Annotated in this window: 9 protein-coding genes; 3 read left to right on the plus strand and 6 right to left on the minus strand. The window is 66.0% G+C overall.

Annotated features, from left to right (window positions below; all coding sequences use genetic code 11):
• Positions 1–65: 65 nt before the first annotated feature.
• Complete coding sequence (locus tag ACSBPQ_RS10235) at positions 66–1,040, minus strand: RluA family pseudouridine synthase (RefSeq protein ID WP_442682050.1); 975 nt, start codon at positions 1,038–1,040, stop codon at positions 66–68.
• Between the two features lie 410 nt (positions 1,041–1,450).
• Between ACSBPQ_RS10235 and ACSBPQ_RS10240 the strand changes: the two genes are divergently transcribed.
• Positions 1,451–4,516, plus strand: coding sequence for an Rne/Rng family ribonuclease (locus tag ACSBPQ_RS10240; protein ID WP_442682051.1), 3,066 nt, complete (start codon positions 1,451–1,453; stop codon positions 4,514–4,516).
• A 103-nt stretch (positions 4,517–4,619) separates the two neighbouring features.
• On the opposite strand, the gene ACSBPQ_RS10245 is transcribed toward ACSBPQ_RS10240, so the two are convergent.
• The 3 genes from ACSBPQ_RS10245 to ispG form a co-directional block, all read right to left on the minus strand.
• On the minus strand, positions 4,620–5,264 hold the full coding sequence (locus ACSBPQ_RS10245) for a response regulator (RefSeq protein WP_442682052.1): 645 nt from the start codon (positions 5,262–5,264) through the stop codon (positions 4,620–4,622).
• Between the two features lie 258 nt (positions 5,265–5,522).
• On the minus strand, positions 5,523–6,137 hold the full coding sequence (locus ACSBPQ_RS10250; protein WP_442682053.1) for a phosphatase PAP2 family protein: 615 nt from the start codon (positions 6,135–6,137) through the stop codon (positions 5,523–5,525).
• 197 nt (positions 6,138–6,334) lie between these two features.
• Positions 6,335–7,600 (minus strand): flavodoxin-dependent (E)-4-hydroxy-3-methylbut-2-enyl-diphosphate synthase, encoded by a 1,266-nt coding sequence (gene ispG, locus ACSBPQ_RS10255; protein WP_442682054.1) that lies wholly within the window; start codon positions 7,598–7,600, stop codon positions 6,335–6,337.
• Positions 7,601–7,680: 80 nt separating this feature from the next.
• On the opposite strand from ispG, the gene ACSBPQ_RS10260 reads away from it, so the two are divergent.
• Together ACSBPQ_RS10260 and ACSBPQ_RS10265 are read left to right on the plus strand one after the other, a co-directional pair.
• Complete coding sequence (locus tag ACSBPQ_RS10260) at positions 7,681–8,910, plus strand: ATP-binding protein (protein ID WP_442682055.1); 1,230 nt, start codon at positions 7,681–7,683, stop codon at positions 8,908–8,910.
• Positions 8,907–9,473, plus strand: a complete 567-nt coding sequence (locus tag ACSBPQ_RS10265) for a response regulator transcription factor (RefSeq protein WP_442682056.1) — start codon at positions 8,907–8,909, stop codon at positions 9,471–9,473. The genes ACSBPQ_RS10260 and ACSBPQ_RS10265 overlap by 4 nt, the downstream gene beginning before the upstream one ends.
• Before the next feature lie 157 nt (positions 9,474–9,630).
• Here ACSBPQ_RS10265 and pgi read toward each other — a convergent pair whose 3' ends face one another.
• Together pgi and panD are read right to left on the minus strand one after the other, a co-directional pair.
• Positions 9,631–11,142 (minus strand): glucose-6-phosphate isomerase, encoded by a 1,512-nt coding sequence (pgi, locus tag ACSBPQ_RS10270; RefSeq protein ID WP_442682057.1) that lies wholly within the window; start codon positions 11,140–11,142, stop codon positions 9,631–9,633.
• On the minus strand, positions 11,139–11,519 hold the full coding sequence (gene panD, locus ACSBPQ_RS10275) for an aspartate 1-decarboxylase (protein ID WP_442684568.1): 381 nt from the start codon (positions 11,517–11,519) through the stop codon (positions 11,139–11,141). Before panD ends, pgi begins: the two co-directional genes overlap by 4 nt.
• Positions 11,520–11,653 lie beyond the last annotated feature (134 nt).

An 11,653-nucleotide genomic window follows, 5' to 3' on the forward strand; every position in this document is an offset into this window, starting at 1 on the left:
CGCGCCGATCGGCGACCGATTGCCACGCTGCGGGCGACCGGCCCGTGACCGAGGTCATCCCACGATCAGGCCAGACGATCCAGCGCCTCGGCCAGCTCCGGTGCCAACGGCGCATTCAATAGATAAGGTGTCTTGCCACCATCCAGCGCGAATTCCAGCGACGCGGCATGCAGGAACAGGCGCTTGAGCCCGATCTGCTCACGAAAGCGCTTGTTGACGGCAGGATCACCGTATTTGTCGTCACCGGCGACCGGATGGCCGATATGCTGGGCATGCACGCGGATCTGGTGGGTACGCCCGGTTTCGATCCGCACCTCGCAATAGGAATGGCCGCCGCGCCGCTCCAGCACCCGGAAATGGCTCAGCGACGGCTTGCCGATCGGATTCACCTGCACGTGCCGCTCGCCCCCTTGGCGCAGGCCGACATGCAGCGGCGCATCCACGCTCATCACCCCGTCGGGCATCCGGCCGGCCAGCAGGGTCAGGTAGCGCTTCTGGATGCCGCCATGGTCTTCCCGCAGCAACGCCTGCAACTCGACCAGCGCCGAGCGCTTCTTGGCCAGGATCAGTAGCCCTGAAGTATCCCGGTCCAACCGGTGCACCAGCTCCAGGTTCAGGTTCGGCCGCAGCGCCCGCATGGTCTCGATCGCACCATGGCTGATACCGCTGCCACCGTGGCTGGCGACCCCGGTCGGCTTGTTGATCACCAGCAACCGGGCGTCCTCGAAAACGATGGCCGCCTCCATCCGCTGCAGGAAACCGGCCGGCGGTGGCGCCTTGTCGCCGACCTCATTAAGATTGACCGGCGGTACGCGGACCTCATCGCCCGCCTCCAGCTTGCGTTCGGCCTTGGCGCGGCCCCCATTCACCCGCACCTGGCCGCTGCGCACCAGCTTGTAGACCAGGCTGCGCGGCGCGCCCTTGAGCTGGCCCAGCAGGAAGTTGTCCAGCCGCTGTCCGGCCCGATCTTCAGGAACCTTGATCATGCGCACACTGGATTTGCCCGCAGGCGCTGTGGAGCGGTATTCGGAGTCGGTCATGGGCCTATTATTCTGTTACACTCGGGCGGCGATATAAGGGATTGATTTCGTTGGAAGTTGGTCAGGGCCAGAAGCCCCGCTCCCGACGAATCCGGCACAGTGCGCGGCCACCGCCCCCGGGGCGGCCATGTTAGCGGCTCGCCGGCGTTCCCGGCCATCGCCGGATGCCAAAAGCATCCGTGCTCGGCGAAACATATGTCCCGTGCGACGCCCCGGCCACGGCCGGATGCGGCCGCCGGCCCTGAAACACCTGAAACCCAAAAACAGAAGCGCTCCCGCGGCTTGCCGTGGTGTCGTAGCGCTGGAAACCCAAGTCGCCCTGTCCGCGCCTGCGCGAATGGGCGGCGACCCGTGTCCAGAGGCGAAACGCCATGGCGTTCCGCGCGGTAGCAGCGCGCGAGGAACGCACAATGAAGCGAATGCTGATCAATGCCACGCAGGCTGAAGAACTGCGCGTGGCCATCGTCGACGGGCAAAACCTGTACGACATCGACATCGAACAGCCGTCCAAGGAACAGAAGAAGTCCAACATCTACAAGGGCCGCATCACCCGCCTGGAGCCGTCGCTCGAGGCCGCCTTTGTCGAATACGGCGGTGACCGCCACGGCTTCCTGCCGCTGAAGGAAATCTCCCGCGATTACTTCCAGTCCGGCGTCGACCACAACAAGGCCGGCATCAAGGAACTGCTGCGCGAAGGCCAGGAAATCGTCGTCCAGGTCGACAAGGAAGAACGTGGCAACAAGGGCGCCGCCCTGACCACCTTCATCTCGCTGGCCGGCCGCTACATGGTGCTGATGCCGAACTCGCCGTCGGCCGGTGGCGTCTCGCGCCGCATCGAGGGCGAAGACCGTGCCGCGCTGAAGGAAGCGCTGGACAAGCTGAACATCCCCGACGACATGGGCGTGATCATCCGCACCGCCGGCGTCGGCCGCGATGCCGAAGAGCTGCAGTGGGACCTGGACTACCTGCTGCAGGTGTGGCGCTCGATCGCCGAGGCCGCGCTGACCAAGCCGGCGCCGTTCCTGGTCTACCAGGAGTCGCGCCTGATCGTGCGTGCCCTGCGTGATTACCTGCGTTCGGACATCGGCGAAATCCTGGTCGACACCGAGGAGCTGTACGAGACCGCGCGCGAGTTCATGCAGCAGGTGATGCCGCAGACGCTGCGCAAGCTCAAGCACTACAAGGACGACATCCCGCTGTTCAACCGCTTCCAGATCGAATCGCAGATCGAGGCGATCTACGAGCGCAACGTGCGCCTGCCCTCCGGCGGTTCGATCGTGGTCGACCAGACCGAAGCGCTGACCGCCGTGGACGTGAACTCGGCGCGCGCCACCAAGGGCAGCGACATCGAGGACACCGCGTTCCAGACCAATCTGGAAGCGGCCGAAGAAGTGGCCCGCCAGCTGCGCCTGCGCGACCTGGGCGGCCTGGTGGTCATCGACTTCATCGACATGTCCTCCAGCAAGCACCAGCGCGAAGTCGAGAACCGCCTGCAGAACGCACTGAAGTACGACCGTGCGCGCGTCCAGCTGGGCCGCATCTCGCGCTTCGGCCTGATGGAGATGAGCCGCCAGCGCCTGCGTCCGAGCCTGGGCGAATCCAGCCAGATCGTCTGCCCGCGCTGTGACGGCCAGGGCCGCATGCGCAGCGTCGAATCGCTGTCGCTGTCGATCATCCGCGTCGCCGAAGAGCATGCGATGAAGGAGAACACCGGGCAGGTGCTGGTCCAGGCGCCGGTGGAGATCGCCAACTTCCTGCTCAACGAGAAGCGCAGCGCGCTGCGCGAAATCGAGAAGCGGCACGACGCCCCGATCGTCATCGTCGCCGACGAGCAGCTGCACACCCCGCACTACGAAGTCACCCGCCTGCGCGACAACGAGCTGGGCGAGGAAAGTGCACGGCCGAGCTACCAGCGTGGTACCCCGCGCAAGCTGCCGGTGCATGCGCTGACCAAGGCCCAGCTCAACATCCCGCCGGCTCCGGCGGTGACCCAGGTCAAGCACAGCCAGCCGGCACCGGTCCGCGAGATTCCGGAAACGGCGCCGGCACCGGTCGCAACTCCGGTCGCCCCGGCGGCGGCAGGTGGCGTGATGGGCTGGCTCAAGCGGATCTTCGGCGGTGAAGCCGCTACGGCAGCGCCTGCGGCCCAGCCGCAGCGCCAGGAAGGTGGCCGCAACAACCGCAATGACCGCAACCCGCGCCGCGAGGAGCGTCGCCAGAACGGCAACGGCCAGCCGCAGGCCCGCAACAACGGCAACCGTCGCGAGGAACGCCGCCAGAATGCGGCCAGCCCGCAGCCGCAGGCACAGGGCAATGCCCAGCCGGCCAAGCAGCCAAAGCACCCGCGCAACAACGAGCAGCAGAAGCAGGGCCGCAACAACGAACAGCAGCCCAAGCAGCAGAAGCAGCCACGTCCACCGAAGCAGCATGAAGGTGAGAATCTCCCGGTAGCGTCCGCCGAGAAGCAGGCCCGTCAGCCGCTGGCTGAAGCCGCGCAGGCAGTACAGGCTCCTGTGGATACCCTGCCGGCAACCGTGGCAGCGGCAGCCATCGTCGCCACCAGCGAGACCACGGCGACCCCGCTGGCGCCGCAGCAGGGCAAACCGCAGGCGGCCGAGGCTATCCAGCCGCTGGTTGCTGACGAGGATCCGACCAGCCGCACCACCGCCAATGAAGGTGATAGCGCAGCCAACCCGGCCGTTGCCGAGGATGGCGAAGGTACCGGCGATGGTGGCAGCCGTCGCCGTCGCGGGCGTCGCGGTGGCCGCCGCCGCCGTCGTGGTGGTAGCGACAACGCCGAGACAGGTGAAAACAGCGGGACTGACGAGGAAATGCTCGGCAGCAACGAGGACGCTGCAGACGAAAGCGCTGCGGCGACCACGGCGGACATCACCCCGCCGCGCGGTGCGCAGCCGGAATTCGACTTCGACGATGAGCCCGGCGCAGCTCCGGCAATCGCCAGCGGACAGGTTCCGAAGCCGGTCGTGCCGGCAGCAGTTGCCACCGCCGTGGTTGCTGCGGAAGCAATCGCCCCCTCCGCTCCGGTCGCCACCACGCCCCCGGCTGCGGAGGAAGCTCCGTCCCCGGAGGCCGACAGCGCCGCTGCGGCCTCCCCGTCCGAACCTGCAGCCACGGCTGAACCCACCCCGGTTGCCGCTGCGGAAACGGCCACTCCGGCGGTCGAAACCCGTGCTGAAACACCGGCCCCGGTTGTGAAGGATGTGCCTGCACAAACCCTCGCCGAAGTGCAGCCGGCTATCGCGCCGCAGGCCGCACCGGCACCGGAAAACGGCCAGCTGTTCACCCCTGCACAGGACGCAGCGGCGGAGGCTGCCAGCAACGAGCCGGTGCCGGAAACTGCCACGGAAGTGGCGGCCAGCGCCGAGCCGCAGCCGGCAGAACAGACCGCAGCCGTTGCCGATTCCGCTGAAGACAAAGCGGAAAAAGAAGAAAGCCGGACCGCTCACGGCGCCTGACCTTCTCCTTCCTGGAAAACAGAAAAGCGGCCTTCAAGGCCGCTTTTCTGTTTGGGCAGTCGTCTGCCAGCGCTCGACGAGTGTGGATGCGATATTGGCCGGATCAGAGACTCTTCACCGGTTCAACCACCCCGTACTGTGTCGCCAAGCGGGCCAGGGCGATGCCATCGTGCACCATGAGCTTTTCGAAAAGACGCGCCTTGTGTGTGTTCACCGTCTTCGCACTCAGGCTCAGGCGGCGCGCCACCTCTTCCTGCCGGTAACCCTGGATCAGCAGCAGGGCGACTTCCATCTCGCGGGGTGACAGCGTATCGAACGGCGACTCCGGGCCGATGGTCGCAAGTGCAAGATGCTGGGCCACAGTGCTGGCCAGATAGCGCTTGCCCTGCGCGACACTGTGGATCGCACGGATCAACTCCTGCGCATCCCCTGCCTTGCCGACATAGCCGGATGCACCGGCCTCCATCAGCCGCTTGGGCATCGGCCCGTCTTCCAGTACCGAGACGATGATGACCCGGGTGCCGTAATTGCCCTTGACGATACGCTCGGTGATTTCCAGCCCGCTCAAACCGGGCAGGTGCAGGTCGCACAGCACCACATGCGGCTTGAGCCTGCGGATCTCCGGCAGCGCCTGCTCACCGCTTTCGGCTTCGCCCACTACCGTGATATCGGCCTGCCCGGACAGGATCATCTTGATACCTGTGCGGACCAGCGCGTGGTCGTCCACCAGAAAAACTTCGACGGTCATGGCAACACTCCCCGAAGACTAGCCAACAGGCTGGATCCATCCATATCCCGTATACAAGAGGATGATCGATCTCCCTCCCCGATATCGATCATCCTGTTCAATCCGGCCATTATCGGCCAGGACGGGCATGACCACGAGCCGGCGCCGGAGTCGCTCAGGCATCGCCCATGGCGGCAGCGGGCCCACTATGCACAAGCACCCCCATTGCCAGCATAAGGATATGACCCGGCCGGAATAGGGAAATCCCTGATCCCGGCATCATCCATCCGGCCCTGATCTGCGCCACCGGTACATCAGCAGATGCATTCCCAGCACCCACGCCAGCGCCGCGCACCAGCCGGCAAGGATGTCGGACGGGAAATGCACACCCAGATAGACCCGCGAGATCCCGACCAGCGCGACAAAAACGACGGCGAACAAAACAACCAGGTGCCGCCAGCGCGTGGGCCAGGCCAGCAGCACCAGCGTGAGCGCCAACGCCATCGCCCCCATTGCGTGTCCACTGGGAAAACTGAAAGTGCTTTCCGGTGCGATCGATTCCCACAAATCCGGGCGGACACGCTGGAACAGCTGTTTGCTGCCCAGATTCAACAGGGCCGCACCGGCCAGGGCGGTTGCGGCAAAGGCGGCATCACGCCAGCGGCGGCGCCACAGCAATCCCGCCACCAGCAGCAGGTCGAGCGGGATCACGCCCCATTCGTAGCCGAACCTGGAAACCACCACGAAAAACCCATCCAGCGCCGGCGATGCACGTGCCTGCATCCACATCAGCAGCGCAGTGTCCACAGGCAGGGGCTTCCCCTCACCGATGGCATCGACCAGCACGATAAAAACCGTCAGCGGCAGCAACACGCCGGTGAACAGCACCGTCAACCAGCGTGCACTGCCGGTCCGCCAGCGGTGCGGACCGGCCACCTCACGATCGACCTCGGCCTCAGCGGCGAGCCTGTCGCCACCCTCCCCGCGCCTGCGGGCAGGAACCTCAGGCGCCATGCCGGTGTCCCGTGCGGCACGGCCGGCATGCCACCACCCGCGCCGGCCGCCGCATCAGGCGGGAATCGCCCCCTTCCTCAGTCCGCACTGCGCGCATATTTCGTATCGACGTATTCGTCGATCAGCGCGACAAATTCATGAGCGATGTTTTCACCGCGCAGCGTCACCTTCTTCTCGCCATCGACGAACACCGGCGCCGCCGGCGCCTCACCGGTACCCGGCAGCGAGATGCCGATGTTGGCATGGCGCGACTCACCCGGGCCGTTGACGATGCAGCCCATCACCGCCAGGGTCATGTTCTCGGCGCCCGGATGGCTGACGCGCCACACCGGCATCTTCTCGCGCACGTGGTTCTGCACCACCTTGGCCAGCTCCTGGAAGAACTCGGATGTGGTACGGCCGCAGCCCGGGCAGGCGGTGACCATCGGCGTGAACGCACGCTGCCCGTTGGTCTGCAGCAGCTCCTGCGCGACGATGACTTCCTGCGTACGCGACTGCCCCGGTTCGGGCGTCAGCGAGATGCGGATGGTGTCACCGATGCCTTCCTGCAACAGCACCGCCAGCGCCGCCGACGAGGCGACGATACCCTTGCTGCCGATGCCGGCTTCGGTCAGGCCCAGGTGCAAGGCGAAGTCGGAGCGGTTGGCGAGGTCACGGTAGACCGCGATCAGTTCCTGCACGCCGCTGACCTTGGCCGACAGCACGATGCGATCGCGCGGCAGACCCAGTTCAACAGCGGTTTCGGCCGAGTCGATGGCCGAACGGATCAGCGCCTCGCGCAGCACCCGGCCGGCATCCCACGGTTGCGCACGCTGGCTGTTCTCGTCCATCAGCTTCGCTGCCAGCGACTGGTCCAGCGAGCCCCAGTTGGCACCGATGCGCACCGGTTTGTTGTACCTGATGGCGAACTCGATCAGCTGCGCGAACTGGGTGTCCTTCTTCTTGCCGAAACCGACGTTGCCCGGATTGATGCGGTACTTGGCCAACGCCTCGGCACACGCCGGTTCATTGCTCAGCAACTGGTGGCCGTTGTAGTGGAAATCACCGATCAGCGGCACGTCGATCCCCATCATCGCCAGCTTCTCGACGATGCGCGGGATGGCCGCGGCCGACTCGGGATTGTTGACGGTCAGCCGCACCATCTCCGAACCGGCGCGCCACAGCTCGGCCACCTGTTTGACGCTGGCAGCGACATCGGCGGTATCGGTATTGGTCATCGACTGGACGACAACGGGATGGCCACCGCCCACCTTCACCCCGCCGATATCCACGGGCTGGGTGATACGGCGGGGCCACGCGGTCGCGTCGGTGGGCGGAGTCGGTCGGGTCACGGCATCATGCATGCGGACATTTTAGCGCGCCCCTCCAGCAGCGGGTATGAATCATGCTGGGCCTGACCCCGATGACACCCTACGATGGGCATATGAATTCCCCCGACACCTCGTTCCTGCGCACCCTGTGCAGCCTGCGCTGGCTGGCCACCGCCGGCCAGGCCACCACCATCCTCGTCGCCACCTGGCTGCTGGGACTGGAGTTGCCTCATGTGCCGCTGTGGGCCGGCGTATCCGTACTGGCGCTGTTCAACCTGTACGTACAACTGCGCGTGCGCGACAGCGATCCGGCGCCGGTCACCGCCTTCGGCCACATCCTCGTCGATGTTACCGTGCTCACCTGGATGGTCGGATGGAGCGGCGGCATCGCCAACCCGTTCGGCTCGCTGTTCCTGATCCTGATCGCATTGGCCGCACTGGCCCTGCCGCTGCGCTGGACCCATGCGGTGGCCGCCGCATGCGTGGCCGGCTACGCCCTCAGTGCGGTGTTCGGCCTGCCACTGAAGGGCGGCCATTTCGATTCGATGAGCCTGCACCTGTGGGGCGCGGCAGCCAATTTCCTGCTGTCCAGCGTCGTGGTGCTGGTGTTTTCCACCCGCCTGGCGGCGGCCTTGCGCGAGCGCGAGAACCAGCTGGCGTTGCTGCGCGAACGCTTCGTACGCAACGAGGGCATTGTCGCGCTGGCCACCCACGCCGCCTCGGTTGCGCATGAACTCAATACCCCGCTGGCGACGATGACCCTGCTTACCGACGATATCGCCGAGCAGTGTGGCGGTGATCCGGAGATGCGCGACGATCTGGAAACCCTGCGCGAGCTGCTGGTCCAATGCCGTGAGCGGGTGCTGGCACTGGCCGCCCCCGCCGAAGGCGCGCGCCCTGGCCGCAAGCGTGCCTCGATCGGCCATGTGCTTGAACAATGGCGACTGGTGCGGCCGACCATCAAGCTGCAACGCAACCCTGACGCACCGCTGCAACTGCAGCTGGATCCAGGCATCGGCCACCTGCTGCAGGTGCTGCTCAACAACGCCGCCGATGCCGGCGAACACGCCGGGCGTCCGCAGGTGGATCTGGACCTGCGGCTGCAGGATGGGCAGCTGTTTGGCGAGGTGCGCGACTATGGCCCCGGCTTCAATGCCGGCGATGCCGCCCTGCCCGGCACCCTGTTCAACAGCGGCAAGGCCGGCGGCATGGGTGTCGGCCTTGCTCTCTCCCATGCCACCATTGAGCGGCTGCATGGCGAACTGTGGATGCGCCCGGCCGAAGGCCAGGGCGCGCGTGTCGGCTTCCGCCTGCCGCTGGACAACTCCGGAACAAATGCATGAATGACCCTGTGACACACGGCCTGCTGGTCGACGATGACCCGCTGTACCTGCGCACCCTGCAACGCACGCTGGCCCGTCGCGGGATCGAGACGGTCACCGCCACCGACATCGACAGCGCACTGCAAGCGGCCACGGCAGCGCCTCCGGCCTTCGCGCTGATCGACCTCAAGCTCGGCAGCGAGTCCGGATTGAACCTGATCCAGCCGCTGCGCGAGTTGCGTCAGGAGATGCGCATCCTGCTGGTCACTGGCTACGCCTCCATCGCCACCGCGGTGGAGGCGATCAAGCTGGGCGCCGATGACTACCTGCCCAAACCGGCAACGGTGCAGATGATCCTGCGCGCCCTCGGCGAGGACGACGAGGCCGGCGAAGAACCCGAAGAAGTGGAACCACCGGATGCGATGACACCGATCAGCCGCCTGCAGTGGGAGCACATCCAGCAGGCCCTGCATGAAACCGGCGGCAATGTTTCCGCTGCCGCGCGCCTGCTCGGTATGCACCGCCGCTCGCTGCAACGCAAGCTGCTCAAGCGGCCCAGTCCGGAACGTGATCCCAATCGCTGAGTATTCGCTGCGGCACGCCGCCCGCGAGGCAAAGAAAGCTGAAAGCCGGACGTGGCAATTCCTGCAGCCAGTCTACTCCGCTCCGGCACCGGGAATCGGCCAAAAAAAGAAACGCCGCGCTACAGGCGCGGCGTTTCCGTATTGCTGAAAACAACAATCAGCGCAGCTGCGCCAACACCTCGCGGGTCATCGGATCGGTGATTTCCACCGCCTCGCCCTGCAGTGCCGGCAACAGCTGGCTGGCCAGCTGCTTGCCCAGCTCGACACCGAACTGGTCGAACGCGTTGATATCCCAGATCAGCGACTGCACGTACACCGCATGTTCGTACATCGCGATCAGCGCGCCCAGCGCGTGCGGCGTCAGCGCATCGAGCAGGATCAAGGTGCTGGGACGACCGCCCGGATACTGGCGGTGCGGGTCCTCGCTGTCCTGGCCGTTGGCCAGCGCCTCGGTCTGCGCCAGCAGGTTGGCCAGCAGCGCCTGGTGGTTGATGGCATACGGATGGTCGCTGTGCACGCAGCCGATGAAATCGGCCGGCACGATGCTGCTGCCCTGGTGCAACGCCTGGAAGAAGCTGTGCTGCACGTCGGTGCCGGCCCCGCCCCACCACACCGGCACGGTATCGGCATCCACCGGACTGCCATCCAGCTTCACCCGCTTGCCCAGGCTTTCCATCACCAGCTGCTGCAGGTAGGCCGGCAGCAGCGCCAGGCGCTGGTCGTAGGTCATCACCGCGTGCGTGGCGTGGCCAAGCACGTTGCGGTTCCAGATATCGGTCAGCGCATGCAGCACCGGCAGGTTGTGCTCCAGCGGCGCACTGGCCGCATGCGCGTCCATTTCCGCGGCGCCTTCCAGCAGCTGGCCGAAACGCTCGAAGCCGATCGCCAGCGCGATCGGGAAACCGACCGCCGACCACAGCGAATAGCGTCCGCCCACCCAGTCCCACATCGGCAATACACGCTCGGCAGCAATGTCGAAGGCCTTGGCGGCGCGCTCGGGATTGGCACTGACCGCGTACAGGCGCTCGCTGCCCCCCAGCCAGTCGCGCAGGATGCTGCCGTTGAGCAGGGTTTCCTGGGTACCGAAGGTCTTGGAGATCAGGATGCCGGCAGTCGTGGCCGGATCCAGCGTCGCCAGCGTGCGCTGCATCGCCGCGCCATCGACATTGGAGACGAAATGCACGCGGAAACGCGCACCGCTGGCAGGGCGCAGCGCATCAGCCACCAGACGCGGGCCGAGATCCGAACCGCCGATACCGACACTGACGATGTCGGTGACCGTGCCGGCCTCCAGCGCCTTGACCAGCGCCCCCATCTGCGTCAGCACCGCACTGGCTTCGGCGCGTGCGGCAAGCGCGACCGGGGTGGTGCCGACATCACCGCGCAAGGCGCTGTGCAGTACCGCGCGGTCTTCGGTGATGTTGATCCGCTCACCGCCAAACTGGCGCGCGAAGCCGCCGGCAACATCACGCCGCGCGGCCAGTTCCAGCAGCGCATCCAGCGCGGTACGGTCGTAGGTCTGCCGCGCGAAGTTCACGTACAACGGACCGACCTTGAGCGCCAGGCGTTTCACCCGGTCCGGCTCGGCGGCCAACAGCGTGGGGATGTCCATGCCCTGCAGTCGCTGGGCGTGGGCGTGCAATAGGTCGAATCCGTTGTTTGTGGTCATGCGGCCTGTGTGGGAATGGAGTTGTTGGTGTGGGTGATGCGGTTGTCACCATCGACGTAGACCAGCTTCGGCTGGAAACGGTCGGCCTCTTCCTCGCTCATGCTGGCGAAGGCGGCGATGATGATGATGTCGCCCACCTGCACATGACGCGCGGCACCGCCATTGAGCGAGATGATCCCGCTGCCTGCCTCGGCACGCAGGGCGTAGGTGCTGAAACGGGCGCCGTTGGTGACGTCCCAGATGTGCACCTGTTCGAACTCGCGGATGCCGGTGGCTTGCAGCAGGTTGTCGTCGATCGCGATGGAGCCTTCGTAGTTCAGCTCCGAGTGGGTGACGGTGGCGCGGTGGATCTTGGTCTTGAGCAGGGAAAGTTGCATGGCGATACAGAACTGCAGGGAGAAAACCCGCAGTCTAGCACCGGCGGCGGCACTTGCCCGCACTGCAACATGGCGTCCCCAGCGGCGCTTGCCGCACACGAAAATGGCGCCATAGCGGCGCCATTTTCCGTCCT

It is taken from the genome of Stenotrophomonas sp. JC08, from assembly GCF_052180205.1.
In the GTDB taxonomy this organism is placed as follows: Bacteria; Pseudomonadota; Gammaproteobacteria; order Xanthomonadales; family Xanthomonadaceae; genus Stenotrophomonas.

Excerpts from the sequence above, each read along its gene's own strand:
- ACSBPQ_RS10235 (WP_442682050.1), bottom strand. The coding sequence starts at position 1,040 with ATGACCGACTCCGAATACCGCTCCACAGCGCCTGCGGGCAAATCCAGT.
- ACSBPQ_RS10240 (WP_442682051.1), top strand. The coding sequence starts at position 1,451 with ATGAAGCGAATGCTGATCAATGCCACGCAGGCTGAAGAACTGCGCGTG.
- ACSBPQ_RS10245 (WP_442682052.1), bottom strand. The coding sequence starts at position 5,264 with ATGACCGTCGAAGTTTTTCTGGTGGACGACCACGCGCTGGTCCGCACA.
- ispG (WP_442682054.1), bottom strand. The coding sequence starts at position 7,600 with ATGCATGATGCCGTGACCCGACCGACTCCGCCCACCGACGCGACCGCG.
- ACSBPQ_RS10260 (WP_442682055.1), top strand. The coding sequence starts at position 7,681 with ATGAATTCCCCCGACACCTCGTTCCTGCGCACCCTGTGCAGCCTGCGC.
- ACSBPQ_RS10265 (WP_442682056.1), top strand. The coding sequence starts at position 8,907 with ATGAATGACCCTGTGACACACGGCCTGCTGGTCGACGATGACCCGCTG.
- pgi (WP_442682057.1), bottom strand. The coding sequence starts at position 11,142 with ATGACCACAAACAACGGATTCGACCTATTGCACGCCCACGCCCAGCGA.
- panD (WP_442684568.1), bottom strand. The coding sequence starts at position 11,519 with ATGCAACTTTCCCTGCTCAAGACCAAGATCCACCGCGCCACCGTCACC.